The organism is Nocardia ninae NBRC 108245 (genome assembly GCF_007990755.1).
Lineage (GTDB): Bacteria > Actinomycetota > Actinomycetes > Mycobacteriales > Mycobacteriaceae > Nocardia > Nocardia ninae.
Map to the genome: position 1 here is coordinate 134,772 of NZ_BJXA01000004.1, position 20,068 is coordinate 154,839.

At 66.8% G+C, this 20,068-nt stretch carries 20 protein-coding genes and 2 pseudogenes; 15 read left to right on the plus strand and 7 right to left on the minus strand.

The window, feature by feature from the left end; all coding sequences use genetic code 11:
• Window positions 1-45 precede the first annotated feature (45 nt).
• Window positions 46-375 carry a ferredoxin gene (gene fdxA / locus NN4_RS05765; protein WP_135235381.1) on the minus strand — a complete coding sequence of 110 codons (330 nt, stop codon included), beginning with the start codon at window positions 373-375 and terminating at the stop codon, window positions 46-48.
• A 109-nt stretch (window positions 376-484) separates the two neighbouring features.
• Between fdxA and NN4_RS46845 the strand changes: the two are divergent.
• From NN4_RS46845 to NN4_RS05790, 6 genes and pseudogenes are all read left to right on the plus strand, one after another.
• Window positions 485-631, plus strand: a pseudogene (locus NN4_RS46845) (helix-turn-helix domain-containing protein); the annotation flags it as partial.
• A pseudogene (locus NN4_RS05770) lies at window positions 605-1,419 on the plus strand (LysR substrate-binding domain-containing protein). The pseudogenes NN4_RS46845 and NN4_RS05770, both read left to right, overlap by 27 nt.
• A gap of 408 nt (window positions 1,420-1,827) precedes the next feature.
• A complete protein-coding gene (locus NN4_RS05775) occupies window positions 1,828-3,267 on the plus strand; it encodes an NAD(P)/FAD-dependent oxidoreductase (protein ID WP_147128897.1) in 1,440 nt (479 codons plus the stop codon).
• Window positions 3,267-4,082 carry an alpha/beta fold hydrolase gene (locus tag NN4_RS05780; RefSeq protein WP_147128898.1) on the plus strand — a complete coding sequence of 272 codons (816 nt, stop codon included), beginning with the start codon at window positions 3,267-3,269 and terminating at the stop codon, window positions 4,080-4,082. The genes NN4_RS05775 and NN4_RS05780 overlap by 1 nt, the downstream gene beginning before the upstream one ends.
• A 142-nt stretch (window positions 4,083-4,224) precedes the next feature.
• On the plus strand, window positions 4,225-6,252 hold the full coding sequence (locus NN4_RS05785) for an ATP-binding protein (RefSeq protein ID WP_147128899.1): 2,028 nt from the start codon (window positions 4,225-4,227) through the stop codon (window positions 6,250-6,252).
• Complete coding sequence (locus NN4_RS05790; protein WP_147128900.1) at window positions 6,239-6,733, plus strand: VOC family protein; 495 nt, start codon at window positions 6,239-6,241, stop codon at window positions 6,731-6,733. The genes NN4_RS05785 and NN4_RS05790 overlap by 14 nt, the downstream gene beginning before the upstream one ends.
• Here the strand turns inward: NN4_RS05790 and NN4_RS05795 are convergent.
• Complete coding sequence (locus NN4_RS05795; protein WP_147128901.1) at window positions 6,730-7,491, minus strand: alpha/beta fold hydrolase; 762 nt, start codon at window positions 7,489-7,491, stop codon at window positions 6,730-6,732. The two genes, NN4_RS05790 and NN4_RS05795, sit on opposite strands and share 4 nt — an antisense overlap.
• 170 nt (window positions 7,492-7,661) lie before the next feature.
• Here NN4_RS05795 and NN4_RS05800 point away from each other — a divergent pair, with 170 nt between their 5' ends.
• Both NN4_RS05800 and NN4_RS05805 read left to right on the plus strand, forming a co-directional pair.
• The gene (locus NN4_RS05800) at window positions 7,662-8,357 is read left to right on the plus strand and encodes a helix-turn-helix transcriptional regulator (protein ID WP_147128902.1); all 696 of its coding nucleotides are present in this window, start codon (window positions 7,662-7,664) and stop codon (window positions 8,355-8,357) included.
• A gap of 142 nt (window positions 8,358-8,499) precedes the next feature.
• Window positions 8,500-9,168 carry a hypothetical protein gene (locus tag NN4_RS05805; protein ID WP_147128903.1) on the plus strand — a complete coding sequence of 223 codons (669 nt, stop codon included), beginning with the start codon at window positions 8,500-8,502 and terminating at the stop codon, window positions 9,166-9,168.
• Here the strand turns inward: NN4_RS05805 and NN4_RS05810 are convergent.
• The gene (locus NN4_RS05810; protein WP_147128904.1) at window positions 9,148-9,831 is read right to left on the minus strand and encodes a maleylpyruvate isomerase family mycothiol-dependent enzyme; all 684 of its coding nucleotides are present in this window, start codon (window positions 9,829-9,831) and stop codon (window positions 9,148-9,150) included. The two genes, NN4_RS05805 and NN4_RS05810, sit on opposite strands and share 21 nt — an antisense overlap.
• A 75-nt stretch (window positions 9,832-9,906) precedes the next feature.
• Here NN4_RS05810 and NN4_RS05815 point away from each other — a divergent pair, with 75 nt between their 5' ends.
• The 4 genes from NN4_RS05815 (at window position 9,907) to NN4_RS05830 (ending at window position 12,316) form a co-directional block, all read left to right on the plus strand.
• Complete coding sequence (locus NN4_RS05815) at window positions 9,907-10,386, plus strand: MarR family winged helix-turn-helix transcriptional regulator (RefSeq protein WP_147128905.1); 480 nt, start codon at window positions 9,907-9,909, stop codon at window positions 10,384-10,386.
• A 20-nt stretch (window positions 10,387-10,406) separates the two neighbouring features.
• Window positions 10,407-10,796, plus strand: coding sequence for an NYN domain-containing protein (locus NN4_RS05820; protein WP_147128906.1), 390 nt, complete (start codon window positions 10,407-10,409; stop codon window positions 10,794-10,796).
• Window positions 10,797-10,876: 80 nt separating this feature from the next.
• Window positions 10,877-11,200, plus strand: coding sequence for an ANTAR domain-containing protein (locus tag NN4_RS05825; RefSeq protein WP_147128907.1), 324 nt, complete (start codon window positions 10,877-10,879; stop codon window positions 11,198-11,200).
• A gap of 114 nt (window positions 11,201-11,314) precedes the next feature.
• Window positions 11,315-12,316, plus strand: coding sequence for a YdcF family protein (locus tag NN4_RS05830; protein ID WP_147128908.1), 1,002 nt, complete (start codon window positions 11,315-11,317; stop codon window positions 12,314-12,316).
• Window position 12,317: 1 nt separating this feature from the next.
• On the opposite strand, the gene NN4_RS05835 is transcribed toward NN4_RS05830, so the two are convergent.
• Entirely contained in the window at window positions 12,318-13,001 is a 684-nt protein-coding gene (locus tag NN4_RS05835) for a PAS and ANTAR domain-containing protein (RefSeq protein ID WP_147128909.1), read from the minus strand.
• A gap of 196 nt (window positions 13,002-13,197) precedes the next feature.
• Between NN4_RS05835 and NN4_RS05840 the strand changes: the two genes are divergently transcribed.
• On the plus strand, window positions 13,198-14,019 hold the full coding sequence (locus NN4_RS05840) for a M15 family metallopeptidase (protein ID WP_222594992.1): 822 nt from the start codon (window positions 13,198-13,200) through the stop codon (window positions 14,017-14,019).
• 171 nt (window positions 14,020-14,190) lie between these two features.
• On the plus strand, window positions 14,191-14,733 hold the full coding sequence (locus NN4_RS05845; RefSeq protein WP_135235358.1) for a hypothetical protein: 543 nt from the start codon (window positions 14,191-14,193) through the stop codon (window positions 14,731-14,733).
• Window positions 14,734-14,738: 5 nt separating this feature from the next.
• Here the strand turns inward: NN4_RS05845 and NN4_RS05850 are convergent, their stop codons facing one another.
• Entirely contained in the window at window positions 14,739-15,545 is an 807-nt protein-coding gene (locus NN4_RS05850; protein WP_147128910.1) for an SAM-dependent methyltransferase, read from the minus strand.
• A gap of 119 nt (window positions 15,546-15,664) precedes the next feature.
• Here NN4_RS05850 and NN4_RS05855 point away from each other — a divergent pair, with 119 nt between their 5' ends.
• Window positions 15,665-17,794, plus strand: a complete 2,130-nt coding sequence (locus NN4_RS05855) for a putative bifunctional diguanylate cyclase/phosphodiesterase (RefSeq protein WP_147128911.1) — start codon at window positions 15,665-15,667, stop codon at window positions 17,792-17,794.
• 21 nt (window positions 17,795-17,815) lie between these two features.
• Here the strand turns inward: NN4_RS05855 and NN4_RS05860 are convergent, their stop codons facing one another.
• Window positions 17,816-19,246 carry a purine-cytosine permease family protein gene (locus tag NN4_RS05860; RefSeq protein WP_147128912.1) on the minus strand — a complete coding sequence of 477 codons (1,431 nt, stop codon included), beginning with the start codon at window positions 19,244-19,246 and terminating at the stop codon, window positions 17,816-17,818.
• A gap of 132 nt (window positions 19,247-19,378) precedes the next feature.
• Complete coding sequence (locus tag NN4_RS05865; protein WP_147128913.1) at window positions 19,379-20,056, minus strand: respiratory nitrate reductase subunit gamma; 678 nt, start codon at window positions 20,054-20,056, stop codon at window positions 19,379-19,381.
• Window positions 20,057-20,068: the final 12 nt, after the last annotated feature.

Genomic DNA, 20,068 nt, shown 5'->3' on the forward strand with positions numbered 1-20,068 from the left:
CCGTCTTCGACCGCATCCACGACGACGCGCGGCAACCGCGTGCTCTCAATATTGCTGCACATAGGTTGTATCGACTCCCAACGCACCGACCACTGTCCCGCCGCCGGGATGCCCGAGCGGTGTCGTCCGTCCAGGCAGCGGCTCAGTGAAGAAGCGGGCGTTCTCGGTAACGAATTGCTCTTGCTCGGCGGGAATGTCGTCTTCGAAGTAAATCGCTTCGACCGGGCAGACCGGTTCACATGCCGCGCAATCGATGCATTCGTCGGGCTGGATGTAGGCCATCCGATTGCCGATGAAAATGCAGTCGATCGGGCACTCTTCGATGCAGGCCCTATCCAGTACGTCGACGCAGGCGGCGCCGATCACGAATGTCACGATGTTCCCCTCCACTGTCCTGTGCCCGCGACTCGGGACAGCTACGAGCTTGGTGCCCTTCCCCACCGCTGGGTAGCGGTCAATACTCACCGCCCCATAAGGTGACCTTATGACCCTGCCGCCGGGTACACCCGACCTAGAGGTACTCGATCTGCTTGTCTCGGTGGCAGAGCTGGGCAGCCTCGGCGCGGCCGCACGACGGCACGGCATCAGCCAGCCCGCCGCAGGCATGCGCATCAGCACGCTGGAACGTCGTCTGCGCCTACGGCTGCTCGATCGCGGACACACAGGTTCCGCGCTCACGGATGCCGGTCACACCCTCATCGAACTAAGCCGCCCTGTACTAGCGGCCGCAGCGACGCTGGCCGACGGAATCGCGGCCCTGCACCACACCGCACGCCCGAGCCTGCACATCGCGGCGTCGAAAACCATTGCCGACCATCGCATTCCGCACTGGCTATCAGCGCTACGCAAAATCCGGCCGGAACTGGCGGTGGCGTTGGAGGTGGCAAACTCCCAGCAGGTGACCGCGGCCGTACGCGAGCGCGACACCGAGCTCGGCTTTGTCGAAGGACCCCATTCACCGCCCGGATTGGGTAGCCGCGTACTCGTCGCCGATGACCTGGTGGTGGTCGTCGCACCGACCCACCCATGGGCCACTCGCCGCCGTGCGGTGACATTGCGCGAACTCGCCGATACCCCACTGCTGTGGCGAGAGAAGGGCTCGGGCACCCGCGATACGGTGTGGCAAGCCTCGAGATGCATGGCACACCGGCGCCACCGGCAGCCGAACTCGGCTCGGCCGCAGCGATTCTCGCCACTGCGCGCAGCGCCGCCGCACCCGCGGTGGTCAGCCGCCTCATCGTCGCCCACGAGCTACGCGCCCGCACGCTCCACGAAGTATCTCTGGACGACTCGATCGTCCTGACCCGAAAGTTCCGCGCCATCTGGCACCGCCGCACACCGCCCAACGGCCCCGCCCAAGACCTCGTCGAGCTCGCCATCCGCATAGAGGCGACACGCAGACGGCGCTCGCCGCAGTAGGCGCCATGCGTATAGCCCGATTGCGAAACGCTCAGGGCACAGCCGGAGTTCGCACTCGATCAGATCGCCAATCCACCGGCACTCCTCTGGCGACCAACGACTCACGGCGTTGATGGATCGATGCACCGCGTGCCGGTTTCGGCGCCGCAGAACGGCAGCGCCAAGCGAACCTTCCACGCGCCGATCGGCGCAATCATCGCCGTCATTGCCAATTCTTAAGGCCAACCTGGCCGAGCAACCGCGGCCGAGCGGTAGTTGTCATCGCGGGCGCCTCGAGCAGCTGTGCGACGCCCACACAGACAAGTGAGCAGGTTCTGGTCTGGCAAGTGAGCGCCGCACGGGCCGAATGTGGACAGCGGCCGGACGAGTGCCGCGCCGAGAGTCCGAAACAACTTTCAAGGATCCATCATGCGAACAAGCGATACAGATCAGACGAGGACCGTTGTGGTGCTCGGCGGCGGGCCGACCGGGTTGACGGCGGCGATGCTGTTGGCGGCGGAGGGCCTGCGCGTCACGGTGCTCGATCGAGACGTGGCGGACCCGGGTGGTGGCGCGGAAGGTGTGTGGGATCGGTGGCGGCGGCCGGGGGTCAATCAATTCCGGCATCCGCACATCATGTTGCCCGGCGCGTATCAGCTGCTAGTGCGGGAGTTGCCGCAGGCGGTGGTCGAGCTGAAGACGCTTGGTGCCGTATCGCACAACATGCTCGGTGGCGCGTTCGATCTGCCGACCATCGGGGGCCGCAGGCCCGGCGATGAGCGGTTCGAGACGCTGTCGGCTCGGCGACCGGTTATCGAGGCCGGGCTGGGTATAGCTGCGGCACAGACCGACGGGATCACCGTTCGCCGTGGCACTTCCGTGGCGGGTTTGCTGACCGAGGCCGGGCAGGGGACGCGCGTCATCGGCGTGCGCACGGGTGACGGCGAGGTGATCACCGCCGACCTGGTCGTCGACGCGCTCGGTCGTAACTCACCCATCGCCGCGATGCTCACCGATCTCGGGTTGCCCGCTCCGATTCAGCAGAAGGACGAGGTCGGGTTTCTGGCTTACAGCAGGTACTTCCGCTCCCCCGATGGGTCCATGCCTGCGCAGGCCCCGTGGCCGCTCGAGCATCACAACAGTCTCGGGATCACCTCCGTGCCGGGTGATGCCGGAACGTGGTCACTGGCGTTGTTCGTTTCCGGTCGCGACCGTGCGATGCGGGGGCTCAGTGATCCGGCGGCCTGGCAGCGGGCGGTAGCCCTGTATCCGGATATGGCGCACTGGGCCACTTACGGCGAACCGATCACCGGGGTGCTCGCCATGGCGGGCATGGAATCACGGTATCGCCGGTTCGTGGTCGATGGACGGCCGGTGGCGACCGGACTGCTCAGCATCGGAGATGCCTGGGCGACAACCAATCCGACGTTCGGCATGGGTATCACGATGGGGATGACGCATGCGGCGCTGCTTCGTGACGTGTTGCGGGAAGTGGGTTTCGAGGATCTGGAGAAGCTGGCACTGCGGTTCGACGAGATCACCGAGGCCACCCTCGCACCGGTGCAGCAGGCTTCGGCCGCGTGGGATCGGCACCGGCTCGCGCAGATCGACAGTGAAATCAATGGCGTGCCTTACGAAACCGACGACCAAGAATGGAATCTTCGGCAGGCGATCGAGGTGGCCAAACTGCTCGATCCGGGGGTATTGCGGGCGTTCGGTGAGGTCGGCTCGATGCTGAGCTCACCGGAACAGGCGTTGGCCACACCGGGTCTCGTTGATCGGATCATCGAACTGGGTGCGGGCGCAGCGCCTTATCCTTCGTCCGGCCCGTCCCGCACGGCGCTGCTGGCCGCGATCGGAGCCGAGTAATGCGTATCGAAACCAATGGCATCGAACTCCAGGTTCAGGTGAGCGGCTCTGGACCGGATGTCCTTCTGGTGCATGGCTTTCCGGACACACACGCCAGTTGGCGCTATCAGGTTCCCGCACTGAACGCCGCCGGGTACCGCACGATCGTGCCCGATCTGCGCGGCTTCGGTGCTTCGGACAAGCCGGTGGATCTGGCGCAGTACGAGCTCACGGAGTACCTCGCCGATCTCGTCGGAGTGCTCGACGAGCTCGGCGTCGAACGGGCGCATGTCGTCGGCCACGATTGGGGCGCCTCGCTGGCTTACCTGCTGGCCGCGAGCTACCCGGACCGGGTGGCCAGCCTCACCTGTTTGTCGGTCGCCAGCCCGGCAGCCGTCGTGGACGCGGGGTTGGCCCAACGCGAGAAGTCTTGGTACTTCCTGCTGTTCCAGTTCTCCGGGATCGCCGAAAGATGGTTGGCGCAGGACGATTTCGCCAATGCTCGGCAATGGCTGGCCACCCATCCCGACCTCTACGAGGTCATCGAGCGACTGCGTGATCCGCGAGCACTCAGTACCAGCCTCGGCCTGTACCGCACCGGCGCCGGACCGCAGTTGCTGGTGGAGCCGCCCGCGCTGCCGCCGGTACTCGCGCCGATGCTCGGGGTGTGGAGCAGCGAAGATCGGTACCTGACCGAGGAATCGATGACCGGAACCGAGAAGTATGTCGGCGGGTCGTGGCGCTACGAACGCCTCGACGGCGTCGGTCACTGGATGCAACTCGAAGCGCCGGAGCGGGTCAACGAGCTGTTGCTCGACTTCCTTTCCGGGCAATGAGCCCGGCCGGTCCCACCCTCGGGTGGGACCGCGGGAACCAACCAGGTCCCGGAGGCATCCCAATTACATCGTCCACGATGCAAGTCCGGGACACTGTCGATAGCGTTGTCACCACGACGGCCGCCGCGCCGGAAGGAGAGTTATGAGTGCGACCGAGGGCCGAGCGCTACTGGCCCAGAGCTTGGCCGCCGGGCGTGATCGGGCGTTCGTAGGGCGCGATCTCGAACTCGAGCTGTTCAGGGCGGCGCTGGCCGGAACCGCGACCGCCCGGCCGGTCCACTACCTACACGGACCCGGCGGCATCGGAAAGTCCGCTCTGCTCAGACGATTCGCGAGCGAAGCACGCCGAGCGGGCAGGTCGGTGGTCGAAGTAGACGGTCGCACCGTCACGCGCACACCGGAAGGCTTCACGACGGCCGCGGGGATCGCGGTCGAGCAGGCAGGCACGGTGCTGCTCGTCGATACCTTCGAAATGTGCCAGGGTCTCGAAGGCTGGCTGTGGGAACGGTTTCTCCCGCAGTTGCCGGTCGGTGCCATCGTGGTGATCGCCGGACGAGCCGCTCCGGACCCGCTGTGTGCCGCCGACCCGGGGTGGGCCGTTCTGCTCCAGGTCACCGCCTTGCGCAACCTCACCCCGAACGAAGCCGCCGAGTTCCTGCACGTGCGCCAGGTGCCCGCGAGTGCACAGCAAGCCCTGCTGGGCTTCACCGGCGGCAACCCGCTCGCGCTCGCGCTCGCCGCGGCGGTGGCCGTGAAAGACCGTGCGGTGGCGGCGGATTGGAAACCGAGCCAGGACACCATCGCCACGTTGCTGTACCAACTGGTCGGCGACACACCCAGCACCGAGCACCGCAAGGTCTTGGAGATGTGTGCGCACGCCTATGTCACCTCGGAATCGTTGCTGCGGGCGGTATTCGGCGACGCGGCCGCCGAGCTGTTCGCATGGTTGCGGGTGCAGCCGTTCATCGAGTCGACGGACACGGGACTGTTCCCGCACGACGTGGTGCGGGAGGCGCTCGAGGCGGACCTCAAATGGCGCGACCCCGAGGGTTTCGCCGAGATGCACCACCGGATGCGGGAACTGCATCTGGCACAGCTGCGTTCGGCGCCACACGCCCAGTTGGTCCAGTCCACCGGCGCGCTCATCTTCATCTACCGCACCGATCGGCAAATGTCGGAGTTCAATATCTGGCGCGAGACCGGACTCGTGCAAGACCATCCTTATCCGCCGAGCGAGCGGGAACGGGTGCTTGCTCTGGTCGAGCAGCACGAAGGGCCGGAGTCCGCAGCGATAGCGGCCTTCTGGCTCGACCACCAACCCCAGGCGTTTCGCGTCTACTACTCCACTCACACCGGAGAACTTGCCGGCTTCTCCGCCTGGCTCGAACTCGCCGAACCCGAAGGGCTGGAGATAGATCCGGTCGTCGCCGAGGCGTGGAACCACGCGCGGGCCAACGGACCGCTCCGGCCGGGTGAATATATGGCGTTGGCCCGCTTCACCATCGACGGTGTGGCGTATCAGCGGCCCGCCGCGTCAACCACTTTCGCGCAGTGGCGCGCGACCGGGGAAATGATCCGCGGCGAACGGCTGGCCTGGTCTTTCGTCGTGATGCGCGACGACGGGTACTGGAACGACCACCTCGGCGACATCAACATGCTGCCCACTGCCGCGCCGCCCACTGTCGGCGACCATCGGTACGCCCTGTTCGCCCACGATTGGCGCGCCCAACCCCCGGGCCCGTGGCTACAGCAGAAGTCCGAGTCCATGCTGTCGGGTGCCGCGATGGCTGGGGCCGTGCCCGCCCGCGGCGAACTGGTGGTGCTGTCCCGGCCGGAGTTCGACGCGGCGATCCGCGAGGCCCTGCGCACGCTGCGGCAACCGACGGCACTCGCCGACAATCCGCTCAACCGCAGCAGGCTCGTCGTCGAGAGCGGCAAGACATTGACCGAGATTCTCGCCGACGCCGCGCAGGGACTGCTCGGGCAGCGCGGCGGCGAGAAGCTGCACCGCGCGGTGACGATCGCGCACTTCCGTGGAGCGCCGACCCAGGAGGTGGCGGCCGAGCTGCTCGGATTGCCCTTCAGCACCTACCGTCGCCATCTCACCACCGCGGTGGAGCGGATGAGCGAGCTGCTCTGGCGACACGAATTGAACGGTGACCTTGTCTGACGTCGGCCTGACGATTCCGCTCATCTTCTTCCGCCTCGGCATCGTCGTCCCCGACCTCGATGCCGCCATCGCGCGTTTCGCCGACGGACTCGGCATCGGGTTCACGGACCCTGTTACCCAACGCATTCCACTGATGGAAGTCAGCGACCGTGCGACGCGCTCGTTCGAATTGACCACGGCCATGTCGCGCACGGAACCGCCCTACTACGAGCTGATCCAGGCCACCGGCGACAGCATCTTCGCCAGCCCGGCAACCAAGAAGGTTCTGTATTACGGCTGCTGGGAACAGGATACGGAGCGCCGCCTCACCCGATTGGCGAGCCGGGGCGTGCCGCCCGAAGTGATCTGGCGACCCGCGCCCAACGCGGCCCCGACCGCCCTTTTCACCCGACCCGACCGCACCGGCGGCCGGATCGGCTATCTGTCCGCGCAGACCAGGCCCGCCCTCGAGGAATGGGTACGGACGGGCAAGTCCCCCTAGGGATTCCGCTGACCGGGAAACAAGGACTCCCAGAAGTCGCGCAACGCCGTCGCGGCCGCCGCCGGTTGCTCCAGCATCCACCAGTGCCCGGCGTCCGGCATGATGTAGAACGTCGCACCGAGCTGGCCAGCGACTTCGGCGGCAAGCAGGTAATCGTCGAACCGGTCGTGCACCGGGTTGACGACGAGTCCCGGTGCGCACGTTCGCTTCAGCTGGTGCCCCCAATCGCGGTACGGGTTGACCGCGGAACGATAGAAGTCCAGCACCGCCCGGCCCATGCGCGCGTCGAACTGCTGATGCATCCGCCGCGCCTGCGCGTCGGGCGCGCCGAGCGAACGCAGCGCCGTCGCAACACCTTCCGGAGCATCGAGGTCGGCGACGACGGCCTGCCGGACGAATTCCTCACCGGCACCGACGGTCTGCCAGGTCTTGGCGAGCTCGTGCCACCCGTAGTCCGGATGCAGGGCACTCGCCCCGTCGGCAACCCAACTACGCAGCGCCACATCGGAACTAGTCGCAATCCGATAGACGAGCAGAGCGCCGACGTCGTGGCCGACCAGATCGATCGGGCCGGGAATGCGCCGCAGCTCGGCCTCCAACCACGCCGCGTACCCATCTTTGGTGGCAACGAACGAATCCGGCCTGCCCCGACCGAATCCCGGCAGCGCTAGAGCGACACTGTCGGTGCCGAGGTGTGCCCGCACGCCATCCCAGACGTCGGCAGTCTCCGGCATACCATGAACGAAGACGACAGTCATCAGCGATCCTCTCTGGTCGACAACACCTGCCCTGGCGGACGGGCCGCTGCCTACCTTCGGCGCCGAGCCAGCTCAGGTGCCAGACCAGAACCTGCTCAATTTCCGAGGTGGCAGGTATTGAGCACCGGATGACCTGTCGGCTGAGTATCGGTCGGCCGCATGGTTTTCGAATGGGACACAGCGAGCACGTCGACATCACCGCGCAACTCAGCGCCGACCGGGACCCGCGAACCTCGGCGCCGGTGTCCGGGCGCGTCCGTGTCGCTGTGCACACCACGGATCCGATCACCCGCATGGGCGTGCTGGCGTCGCTGCGTGGACGGGCAGAGGTGCAGGTCGTTTCCGGTGACGAGACGGCACGAGCGGCGGTACGGGTGGTCGCCGCAGACCGAGTCACCGCGGAAACGCTTGCGTTGCTGCGTGATTCAGCGGAACAGGCGGACTGCCCGGTGGTCCTGGTGGTCTCCGACGTCGATCCGGCCTACTTGCTGATGGTCGCCGAGTGCCGCGTCGTCGCGATACTCCCCCGCGCGGCCGCCACCCCGGACCGAGTGATCGCAGCGGTCGCAGCCGCAGCGGCCGGCGCCGGGCTCATCGCACCGGATCTACTCGGCGAACTGCTGCGCCAACTGGAACGACTGCATCGGGAGGTGCTCACCCCCAACGCGCTGACCGCCGCGAGCCTGACCGCGCGTGAGATCGAGGTGATCCGGCTGCTCGCCGACGGTTTCACCGCCGAGATAGCCAGACGGATCAACTACTCGGAACGCACGGTGAAAACGGTGATCTACGGCGTCACCAGGCGGATGAATCTGCGCAGCCGGGCCCAGCTGGTCGCCCACGCGGTACGCCACGGTGTGATTTGAGCCGCCTGCCGCGCCGTCATGTTTAGAACTGAAGTGACGGGGATTACCTGTATCGAAGCGTGACGACCGTAGGCTCGGGCGGGTCCACTGGGTGGTCGACAGATGTCGCGATGGAAGTAGCCGGCTGGAAGGGCTGTGAGCAATGCTGCGGAAGTTCCTTGATCAGGGTGTCGTCTCGTTGATCGACAAGTCGGCGCGGGCGCAGGCACCGCTGGTGCGCAAGTACACCGGCTTCGTCCGAGGCAGGCATCCGAGCGAATCCCCCGAGCAGATCGTCGACCGGCTCGGACGGCATTACTTGATCGCGGTGACCGCCAGCGGCGTGGTCGTCGGCCTCAGCGCGGCGGTGCCGGGTGTCGGCACCCTGGTCGGGTTGGCCGCGGCCGGAGCGGACACCGTGTTCTTCATCGAGGCCTCGACGGTGTATGCCGTTGGCGCTACCGAAGTTTCGGGCAGTAAGGCCACGGCCCCGCGGCCGCCGCTCGTCTCGGCGGTTGTACTCGGCCAAGCGGGAACCGAGGGCCTCGGCGCTGCGGGCCGCTCGGCCAAACAGTGGGATACCAAGCTGGCCAACAAGCTTCCGATCATCCGGCGGATGGACGACTCGCCGATCAAGCGGTTCCTCGTCCAATTCATCGTCAAGCGGGGCGCGCTCGCGTTCGGCAAGGTGATCCCCGCGGGCATCGGCGCCGTGGTCGGCGGCGTCGGTAACAACGCGCTGGCTCGCGGCGTCATCAAGAACCTGCACGAAGCTCTGGACGAGGCAGAGCCCGGCCGGGCGGTGTCCGCGTCATCCACCAAGGGCGCCTAACGGGCCACCGGTGCGCCGCGCAAGTGCGGGAACGCCGTCGCCGGTCAACTGTGCCAACCCGGCGGGACGGCCGGTGACCACCAGCAGCAGCGCCGCGATCGGACCTCGGACATCGATGCCTGCGCCGTAGGACCAGTCGATGTCGGTGGCGCGCAACGCGAATCCGTCGAGGCGGTGTTTCTTCCACACCGGCCAGCCGATCTCCGTCGCGGTGGTGGCGCCGGTCGCGGCCGCGTCGACCGGGAGCTCGATGGTGCGACCCAGCGGGATGGCGATGTCCTGGCCGTGCACCATGGTGTCGAAGAGGATGTTGCGATAGTTGGTGGGGCCCGGCAGTTTTCGGGACGACGCGTGCGTGCGCAGCATCCCGACCAGCTCAGCGGGTGGGCGTTCGGCGGCGCGCACGGTGAGGTCGTCGATGAGCCGGTTGTAGTTCCCGTTCGCGCGCAGACCGGCGACGAACAGGGCGCCGAGTGACGGCGGGTGCGGCGTCAGTGCGATGTGCGCGGCGACGTCGCGGATCCGCCAGCGGGCGCACAGCGACGGCAGCTCCCATTCCGCCGGTGTCAGCTCGGCGAGCACGTCGGCGATGGCGAGGCGCTGCTGTTCGATGACCCGCCAGCTGGCCTCGCGGTCGAGCAGCGGTGATGTGTTCGCCGACATCGGGCACCTCCGGTAGCATTAGTCAGCATCACTGACTAAATTAGTCAGCGGATCGTACTATTGTCAAGGAGTGGAATGGCCGACGCCGACCTGAACGCGGGCCTGCTGATGTTCATCGCGCACCGGTCGATGGAGGATCGGATCTTCGCCGAGCTGCATGCGGCCGGGTTCACCGACATCACCGTGGCGCAGGGCCGGGTCGCGCAGCGCATCAGCCGCGACGGCATCCGCCTCACCGAGTTGGCCGAGCAGGCGCAGATCACCAAGCAGACCGCGGGGTTCCTGGTCGACCAGCTCGAACGCGCCGGGTACGTGGAGCGGGTCGCCGACCCGACCGACGGTCGCGCGCGCTTGGTCCGGCTGTCCGAGCGGGGCAGGAAGGTGGCGGTGTTCGCGAACTCGATCGCCGACCGGATCGAAGCGGAGTGGGCCGCACACCTCGGGACCCGACGCATGCGCGAACTACGCGCCGCCCTCACCGCGCTGCGCGAGATCACCGACCCGTACGCCCATCCGGGAGGTGCGGCTGCCCGGCTCGGTAGCGGTCCCCGTTGAGCAGCGAGGAGACTGGGCGCGTGACGGACGGAATTCAGCTGATTGTGGTGGATGCCGCGAATGTCATCGGCTCGCGCCCGGATGGCTGGTGGCGCGATCGTGCGGGAGCGGCTCGAAGATTACTCGAGCAGCTGTCGGCTTCGGCGTTGCGGCGCGAGCAACCTGTCGAGTTGGTCGTCGTGCTCGAAGGCAAAGCGAAGGCGGCGGATCCGGAGGTGGATGACGTGCGGGTGGTGCAGGCAGCCAGCTCCGGAGACGACGCGATCGTCGACGTTGTCGCTGCAGCCGTCGAGCAGGACAGCACGCGGTCGATCACCGTCGTGACGGCCGACCGCGAACTGCGCGATCGCGTCGCAGCGCTCGGCGCGGACACCGTCGGACCCGGCTGGCTGTTGGACCGCCTCGGATAGCGAACCGACCAGTCCTCATCTCTTTTGTGAAGGTTGGCCAACGGCCCCATAACAATTGGTCCGCTGGGTAGTCCCCCGGTATGAGCGATGTATTCGAGGAACGTGGCCAGCCGTCCCTCGGGCGCGCCTCCCCCGAATTGCTGGCCGCCCGTGCGGTGATCGAACAGGCGAAGGGCGCGTTGATGCTGGTCTACGGGGTAGACGCGCAGCAGGCGTTCGGCATGCTGCGCCGCCGCTCGCAGGAGACCAACGTCAAACTGCGTGCGCTGGCCGCGCAATTGATCGCCGAACTCCCTTCGCTGGACCTCGCGCCACCGGAACTCCGAGCAAAAGTCGACTACTTGCTGCACATCGCCCACCCGGGGGGCACCAAATCTTCGGGCACACCACCCGCTGAGCTCTGACCAGCACCGGATCGGCGCGAATCCGTTGGGACGTATCGGACAATCCGTCCGTGGACACCGGGCGAATCCCGCCCCCGATGCGATCGGCGACGGCACGCCAGCTACGGTGCGCGGGTGATCCTGCTCACTGTCGGCTTGGTTCTGTTGGGTGTCTTCGCACTTCGGTTCCATCTGGATCGGCGGCGGCTGAGCAACGGAATCTATCTGCTGCTAGGGGTGGCGCTACTCGGCGCGTGGGCGCTCAGCTCGGGTAACGACATCGATCTGACGCGCGCCTTGGTCGGGCTGCTCGTGGTGCTGTCACCGCTGGTGGTGTTGGTGCTGGCCGGGCTGCTGCTCGCCAACGGCATGCAGATGGTGCGCCGCGAGGGGCTGCGGATCGCGAACCTGCTCTCGATCGGTCCGGGGATCGTCCTGCTGGTGCCCTATGTGCTGCTGGGCGTCGCCATCGCTACCGGCAGCCTGCGCTCGGTCCTGCTGGCGTCGCTGGCGATGGCGGTGAGCTACTTCGGGTTCGTCTTCACCGGCTTCGTGTTGTACTCGCTGCTCTACGGATCGATGCCGTACAAACCGGGAATGGACGCGATCGTCGTGCACGGCGCAGGCCTGGTCGGCGCGCGCGTGTCGCCGCTGCTCGCCAGCCGGTTGGACCGGGCGATCCAGATCTACTGGGCCGAACTCGCGGAGGGCCGCCGCCCGGTGATCATCGCCAGTGGCGGTAAAGGGTGCGACGAGGCGGTATCGGAGGCCGCCGCGATGGCGGACTATCTCCGGGCCCGCGGCATACCCGACGACAGCGTGGCCACGGAGGCCAGGTCGACCACCACCCGGGAGAACCTGCTCTTCATCAAACGGCTGCTCGGCGAGCGCGGCACGTCGACCCGAATGGTCTTGGTCACCAGCAACTTTCATGTGCTGCGCACGGCCATTCTGGCCCGCAGGCTGAAGCTGGACGCCGAGGTGACCGGCGCGCACACCGCCTTCTACTACCTGCCGAGCGCGATCCTGCGTGAGTTCGTCGCGATCGTGGTCGCCTACAAGTGGACCAACGCCATCACCTGCCTGACGCTCGTGGCGTTGCCGCTGGTGCTGGCCCTGGCCACCACCGGACACTGAATCAGGAGGCGTCGACGCGTTCGTGCACGGTCAGCAGCAGGTGATCGAAGCGATTGCGGAACCCCGCGCTGTCTTTGCTGAGCATCCGGAGTTCGTTCACGAACTGCGCGGCGAGGTCACGCAGCTTGGTGTTGGTCTCCTGGGAGCGCCAGCGCAGCACCCGGAACGCCTGATCCGCGTTCACCCCGTAGGCGAGGATCAACGCGCCCTTGGCCTGCTCGATCACGGCGCGCGCCTCGATCACCTCCGGCAGGATCTCCTCGAGCACCTCCTGCCGCTGTTCCTCGAGCCGTTCGGTCACGTCGACGTAGTAGCCGGAAGTGCCGACCGCGGTGCCGTCCTCGTCGACCATCAGGTCGCCGACCACGACGACCTCACGGACCTCGTCGTTGGTGTCGATGATCCGGTGCCTGCCACAGAACGGTTGCCCGGTTTCCGCCGCGGCGGCGATGCAGCTCGCGACATGCTCCCGATCGTCCGGGTGTTTGTGCGACAACAGCAGCTCGGTCGTCGGTTTCACGGTCCCCGGCTCGTACCCGTACATCGCCGCCAGCTCATCGGACCATTCCCACCGCTGGTCGGCAAACCAGAAGCGGAACCAGCCGGGCTCGGCGCACGCGTCGATGCCGATGGTCTCTTCCATCGCGCTCACCACTTCCGGTGAGACGTCGTCGCCAAGCGTCACCCGTTCAGTATCCGCCGAAACACTCGTGCTTCGGAACCCGACCCACAAATACGCCGAACCTGTGACACCGGGCCGAGGGCTGACAAGATCGTCCGGAATGCGTAAGTCGAGAAGCCTGTCCTGACCACCGGGGTTGTGCCATGCTCGTCACCGTCGGCGAATGTGGTTGCACCCCAGGCTGATCGCGAGGAGAAACATGAGCCTTGTTCCGTCGTTGCGGCGCCTCGGATCGGCGACACTGGCCGGTGTGCTGGTCATGGCCCTCGCAGCCTGCGGGGATGCCGGACCCGACGCGCCCGCGGAAACCAACGCTCCGGTCGCGACCACGCCGATGGCCGACGAGACCGCCTTCGTCTCCGTCACCGACGTCGAGCCGACGATCCTGGTCGACGCGCGTTATTACGGGGAGCACAACTTTCTCGGCACCCGGGTGGCCGGTTACGAGGCGCCCCGCTGTTTGCTGACCAAGCAGGCGGCCGCGGCGCTGGCGGCGGTGCAGCGGGAATTGCAGCCGATGAACCTCTCGCTCAAGACCTACGACTGCTACCGGCCGCAGCGCGCCGTCGATCATTTCGTCGCGTGGGCGAAGGATCTCGGCGATGTGAAGATGAAGAAAGAGTTCTATCCCGCCGTGGACAAGGCGAATCTGTTCCGCGACGGCTATATCGCCGAGAAATCCGGGCACAGCCGGGGCAGCACCGTGGACCTCGCCATCGTCGCCCTGCCCGCGGCCGACCCGGAACCGTATCGGGACGGGGATCCGCTGCGCGAATGCTTCCTGCCCACCGAGCAGCGGTTCCGCGACAACATCCTCGACTTCGGCACCGGCTACGACTGCTTCGACCCGGCCGCGCACACCGCGAATCCGGCGGTCGGCGGCACCCAGCGAGCCGTCCGCGCGCTGCTGACCGAGCTGATGGAAGAACACGGGTTCACCAATCTGGCCGAAGAATGGTGGCACTTCACCCTGAAGGACGAGCCGTTCCCGAAGACGTTCTTCGACTTTCCGGTGCGTTAGGCCGACACAGGGCCTCACCGTTCCTCTTCGCAGGTCGCGGCCTGCTCCTACACTGAAAAACAGCGGCACGGTCGACCGCAGGAGCGCCACGGCAATTCCGCGATCGGCATATCTCCCAGACCCGACCCGCCCAGGGCCGCAGCAGCAGGCCCGTTTCCCGGAGGAGGCGGCATGCCCGATCCATCGCACCTGAAGATCTGCCTATTCGGCCAGGGGTGCACCTGCCCCACCGTCACCCTGTTCCTCGCGCCCGAACCGCTGATCCCCGGCGGCAGCATTCTGCACCTGCTCGAACAGGCGCCGCTCGCCGCAGGCACCGCCGCGCCGACCCCGGATGCCGACCTGGTCGACCTGGTGCAGACCGACTCGACCCATGCCGATCCGGGCCCGCTGGTGCGCACCGAATTCCGGGCGTTCCGGTCCGGCCTGCCCGACCCGCACGAGATCCGCACCATCCTGCACGATCGGCACATCACCGACACCGCACCGGTCGGGCTCGATCTCGACGATCCCGCCGAAATGACCCGGCTCGCCCTGCTTCCCGAGCGCCCGATCGGATTCCGGCGCACCGAGGACTTCCAAGAGGAAGCCATCCGCCGCGCCATGCTCGCCGTGTATCGGCACTTCCAGGTGGACCAGCGAATTCGCCTGACCTATCACGGTTTCGCCGACCCGGCGACCGGCTGGTTTGCCCTGCGCACCGCGATCGCCTGACCGGGTCAGTCCTTGCGGGCGATCCCGCCGTACGCGCCGGACCGTTCGGGATGGTCGCCGACGTCGGCCGGATTGTCGGGACGCCACAGCGGCAGCTGCACCAGCCCAGGCTCGAGCATGGTCCAGCCCTGGAAGAATTCGGCGATCTCGGGCTTGGTACGCAGCACGATCTCGGTGGAGGTGCGCCCGGACAACTTCTGCGCTTCCAGGACTTCGTCGGGTTGCCCGTCGGCCGTGGCGTGGGTAATCGCCAGATAACTGCCGGGTGCGATCGCGTCCCGCAGCCGCGCGATACAGCCCGCGGGATCGGCCGCGTCGGGCACGAAATGCAGTACACCGAGCGCCAATACGGCCACCGGCTGCTCGAAGTCGAGCAGCCGCGCCACCTCCGGGTCGGCCAGAATGGCGTCGGGATCGCCGATGTCGGCTTGCACGACAGCGGCGGCGGGATTTCCCTCGAGGATGGCCCGGCTGTGCGCGACCGCGACCGGGTCGATGTCGACGTAAACCACACGGGCCGACGGGTTTACCGCCTGGGCCACCTCGTGCACATTACCGACGGTCGGGATGCCGGAGCCGATATCGAGGAACTGGTCGATGCCCGCCTCGACCAGGAATCGCACGCACCGACGCAGCAAATCCCGGTTGGCACGCATGGTCTCGGCGACATTGGGCGTGAATTCCTCGATCTGGCGGGCCAGCATTCGGTCGATCTCGAAGTTGTGCATGCCGCCGACGAAGTAGTCGTAAACGCGAGAGGCGCTGGGACGATCCAGATCGATACCCTCGGGTGCCCAACTCGGTCTGGTCATCAATCGCCAACCCTTCTCGAAACATCGCTTGCCAGCGACGAAAGCATCGCCATCGTAGCCGGGTTCGGGAGTGGCCGCAGTTGGGCGGAGCTCCGCAAATCGGACTACGATCAGACGTTATGGCGTGGGATGCCGGGAGCGGTTCTGATCCTGGCGGACCGCACGCCGAACTGGCCGGGAAATGGGCGGCCGCACTCGGTGGCGGGCCGCGCAATCACGTCGTGCCCATGAGCTCGGCGGAAACCCGTACCCTGCTGACCACGCTGGCCAAGGAATTCGTCGACATCGCGGCGAATCAGGGACCCACCGATCGAGTCGCCGGACTCGGCGGTGAGCTCGCCCGCTCGCATTTCGTCGGTGACGAGGTGCTCGGTCGCAGTCTCGCCGTACTGAATACCTACCTCGTCGACGAAGGCGCGATCGCCGTAGATCGAGCCGCCGAGTTGCTGGCCGCCTTTGCCACCGGTTATCTGCGCGCCTTCCGCTCCTGGCTGCTCGCCGAGCAGGAAAGCGTCCGGGCCGCCGACATCACCGCCCGCCGGCTGGTCGAGCAGCAACTACGTGCCAGCGAGGCGCGGCTGCGCGCGGTGTTCTCCCAGGCCGGGATCGGCACCGGGCTTTCGGACATGACCGGCCGGATCATCGAGGTCAACAACGCCTTCGCGGGCATGCTCGGCTACCAGCCCGAGGAGATGTGCCGGCTGTCGGTCACCGATCTGACCCACCCCGACGACGGTCCCGAGATGTGGCAGAAGTACGCCGGGGTGCTCTCGGGCAAGTACGACAACGTGCAGTTGGAGAAGGCCTACCGGCACCGCGACGGCGGCACGGTGTGGACCCACATCAACGTCTCGCTCATCCGCGACGAACACGGCAAGCCGCAGTACACGCTGGTGCTGGTGGAGGACGTGTCCGAGCGCCGCGCGCTGCGCGAACGGTTGCACTACCGGGCCCATCACGATCAACTGACCGGTCTGCCGAACCGGTCCCGCTTCTTCGACGCGCTCACCGCGGCCTACGCCGACAGTGTTCGGGTCGGGCTCTGCTACATCGATCTCGATCACTTCAAAACCGTCAACGACACCTTCGGTCACACGGTCGGTGACGAATTGCTCGCGCAGGTCGCCGCCCGGCTCAACGCGTGCGTCAACCGCTCCGATCAGCTCGTCGCGCGCATGGGCGGCGACGAATTCGTCGTGCTCATCCCGCATTCCACCGGTGTCGAGGAAGCGGCGGGGGTGGCCAGGACGGTGTTGCACGCGCTGGCGCAACCGTTCTATGTCCATGAGCATCAGCTGACCGTCACCGCGAGCATCGGCGTGATGGAGGAACGCGCCGACCGGATGTCGGCCACCGACTTCCTGAAGGCGGCCGACACCAGCATGTACTGGGCCAAGGCCGCGGGCCGCGGGCGGTACGCGATCTTCGACGCCGATCGCGGTCGTCGCGAACACACCAGCGCCGAACTGTCGGCGGCCATGCCGTCGGCGCTCCGGGACGGCGAGTTCTACCTCGACTATCAGCCGATCGTCTCGTTGGCCAGCGGGCAGACCGTGGCGGTCGAGGCGTTGGTGCGCTGGCGGCACCCGGATCTCGGCATTCTCAGCCCGGCCCGGTTCGTCGACCTCGCCGAGGACAACGGGCACATCGGCGCGCTCGGCTCCGTGGTGCTGGAGACGGCCTGCCGGGCCAGCCGCGAGTGGCACGATCGCTATCCGCAGACGCCGACGGTCAGCGTCAACGTGTCCGCCGCCGAAGTCGCCGATCCCGCCTGGCTGGACCACGTCCAACAGGTCATCGCGGAGACCGGGATGGACGCGAGCCTGCTGCAACTGGAGCTGACCGAGCGGGCGTTCATGCAGACCACCGGACGGCCGCTGCGCGCGCTGCACACCCTGGCCGACGCCGGTGTCCGCATCGCCATCGACGACTTCGGCACCGGCTACTCCAATCTGGCCTACCTCGGCCAACTCCCGCTGCACGTGGTCAAACTCGCCGGGCCGTTCATCCAACGCATCCGCACGCCGGACACCGCGAGCCCCACCGACCTATTGCTCCTCGAGACGATCATCGATCTCACGCACGCCCTCGGCTTCACCGTCACCGCCGAGTGCGTCGAAACCCGCCACCAGGCCGACCAATTACGCGACCTCGGCTGTGACACCGCCCAGGGCTGGCACTTCCACTATCCGATGCCCGCCGAGCAGGTGACGACGCTGCTGAGCATGTCCGATCTCCGGCTGAGCTGAAACGCCCACTGCCACAAGAATTCACACCTGGGCAGCGGTGTGCACGGTGCCGGTCGGATAGATCATCCGGTCCGGTGGGTTGCTGGTGCGGCGGGCGAGCGGGTAGTAGATGGCGGCGGTGAACACGATGCCGACGATCCAGGAAATGTCCGCGCCGAGCATTTCGGTGACCGGGCCGGTGTAGAGCTGCTGGGCCAGGAAGGGGATCTGGGCCAGCACGCCGAGGGTGTAGCAGGCCAGTGCGGTGCTGTTCCAGCGGCCGTATCGGCCGTCGGGGTCGTAGAGCGCGGGGATGTCGATGCGTTCGCGGGAGATCAGGTAGTAGTCGATCAGGTTGATCGCGCTCCACGGGGTGAACACCATCAGCAGGGTGAGCACGAAATTCTTGAAGTTGCCGAGGAAGTCGGCGCTGGCCCCGATCGCGACGAGCATCGACACGGCGGTGAAGCCGACGATGTAGGCGGCCCGTGCGAACGGCGTGGTGCGTGACTGACCGTTGAAGGCGGTCACCGAGGTCAGGATCGACATGAACCCGCCGTAGGCGTTGAGACAGTTCACCGTCAGCTTGCCGACCACGATCACCAGGTAGATCAGCAGCGCGAGCACGGCGGGCCCGGCCAGGTCGCCGATGAAGCCGACCTGGTTGCCCAGGAACGCCTTTCCCGCCACCGCAGCGACCAGCGCGCCGAAGGTCATCGACCACTGGGAGCCGAGCACGGTGCCCGCGAAGGTCGCCAGGAAGGTGGTCCGGTCGCTGGTCGAGCGCGGCAGGTAGCGCGAGTAGTCGGCCACGTAGGGCCCGAAGGTCAGTTGCCAGCCCGCGCCGAGCGAGATGGCGAGCACGAACGTCGCCATCTCGAACGGCTTTACGCCGACGTAGCTGCTCACGTCGTATTCAGTGAACAACCGGACGGCGAGGTAGCTGAAACCGACCACGCCCACCACCGTGGCGATCCGCCCGACCACGTGGATCAGCCGATAGCCGGTCACCGCCACCACCGCGGTGAGCGCGCCGAAGACGAGGATGCCGACCGTCGCGTTGTCGATGTGCAGGATCTTGTTCACCGCCTGACCGGCCAGCACCGTGCCGGTCGCGGCGAACCCGAGATACATCACGATGACGAGCAGCAGCGGCAGCACCGCCCCGAACACCCCGAATTGCGCTCGGCTGGAGATCATTTGGGGCAGCCCGAGCCGCGGACCCTGCGCCGAGTGCAGAGCCATCACGACGCCGCCGAGGATGTTGCCGATCAGCAGGCCGACGATCGCCCACAGCGCGTCGGCGCCGAACACCACCGCCAGCGCACCGTCGACGATCGCGGTGATCTGCATGTTCGCCCCGAACCAGAGAGTGAACTGGTTGACGGGCGTGCCGTGCCGTTCGGCGTCGGGGATCACCTCGATGGTGCGGCGCTCGATCGATGCGCCCGCGTCGAGTTGCTCGTGCGCCATGGGCCCGCCCTCCGTCATCCGGGAACAGCTGGAAACGCGGGAAAGCCCGGCGAGCTGTCACTGCGTCCGAGTATCGCGCACACTGGTCGGTCTCGTACTTCTTTGCACCACAGACCGACCGGGCGCAGTCCGCTACGGCGTAGACAGTTCGCGAGGCCGACCGGTCGGCGGTTCGGATCGAATGCGCCGGATCAGCCAGTAGACCGGCTCCGCGAGAATGCTCGCCAGACGGGTGTAAGGCCAGATCGCGACGAACAGCATCAGGACCAAACCGCGGGCCTGGTAGATGAACGGCGCGTGCACCATGGCTTCGGGATTCGGGTGCAGCGTCCACAGCGACCGGAACCAGGTGAACAGGGTTTCGGCGGTGCGATATCCGTTCTCGGAGGAGTTGGGGTCGAACTTGATCGCCACCCGCGTCAGCAGACCGGCCACCAGCATCGGGAAGGTGATGCTGTCCAACGGGCTGATCACGGGCCGGCCCGGGCTGCCGATCATATCCGGCACGAACAGCAGCACCGCGCCGACCGTCGCGACCGCGACGGCGCACACCTCGACGGCGACAACGACCACATAGAACGTGTTGTCGGGGTGCGAGTTCGGCCCGGAGACGAGCAGATCGGTGAGCCTAGCGGCGATCATGCCCGCCATTCCGACGCGAAATGCGGTGCCGCCGATCCGCTGCGCCCGGTCGGCTTCCGGACCGGTGCTGTACCAGCCGAATCGGTCGTGCCGATATCGCCAGAAATGGCCGATGATGAACGACAGCAGCGCACTGTAGGGCAGGACAATCCACAGCACCGACATCATGCCGTCCCCGCC

Coding starts and splice junctions, on each gene's coding strand:
- NN4_RS05775 (WP_147128897.1), top strand. CDS start 1,828: ATGCGAACAAGCGATACAGATCAGACGAGGACCGTTGTGGTGCTCGGC.
- NN4_RS05780 (WP_147128898.1), top strand. CDS start 3,267: ATGCGTATCGAAACCAATGGCATCGAACTCCAGGTTCAGGTGAGCGGC.
- NN4_RS05785 (WP_147128899.1), top strand. CDS start 4,225: ATGAGTGCGACCGAGGGCCGAGCGCTACTGGCCCAGAGCTTGGCCGCC.
- NN4_RS05795 (WP_147128901.1), bottom strand. CDS start 7,491: ATGACTGTCGTCTTCGTTCATGGTATGCCGGAGACTGCCGACGTCTGG.
- NN4_RS05800 (WP_147128902.1), top strand. CDS start 7,662: ATGGGACACAGCGAGCACGTCGACATCACCGCGCAACTCAGCGCCGAC.
- NN4_RS05805 (WP_147128903.1), top strand. CDS start 8,500: ATGCTGCGGAAGTTCCTTGATCAGGGTGTCGTCTCGTTGATCGACAAG.
- NN4_RS05810 (WP_147128904.1), bottom strand. CDS start 9,831: ATGTCGGCGAACACATCACCGCTGCTCGACCGCGAGGCCAGCTGGCGG.
- NN4_RS05815 (WP_147128905.1), top strand. CDS start 9,907: ATGGCCGACGCCGACCTGAACGCGGGCCTGCTGATGTTCATCGCGCAC.
- NN4_RS05825 (WP_147128907.1), top strand. CDS start 10,877: ATGAGCGATGTATTCGAGGAACGTGGCCAGCCGTCCCTCGGGCGCGCC.
- NN4_RS05840 (WP_222594992.1), top strand. CDS start 13,198: ATGAGCCTTGTTCCGTCGTTGCGGCGCCTCGGATCGGCGACACTGGCC.
- NN4_RS05845 (WP_135235358.1), top strand. CDS start 14,191: ATGCCCGATCCATCGCACCTGAAGATCTGCCTATTCGGCCAGGGGTGC.
- NN4_RS05850 (WP_147128910.1), bottom strand. CDS start 15,545: ATGACCAGACCGAGTTGGGCACCCGAGGGTATCGATCTGGATCGTCCC.
- NN4_RS05855 (WP_147128911.1), top strand. CDS start 15,665: ATGGCGTGGGATGCCGGGAGCGGTTCTGATCCTGGCGGACCGCACGCC.
- NN4_RS05860 (WP_147128912.1), bottom strand. CDS start 19,246: ATGGCGCACGAGCAACTCGACGCGGGCGCATCGATCGAGCGCCGCACC.
- NN4_RS05865 (WP_147128913.1), bottom strand. CDS start 20,056: ATGATGTCGGTGCTGTGGATTGTCCTGCCCTACAGTGCGCTGCTGTCG.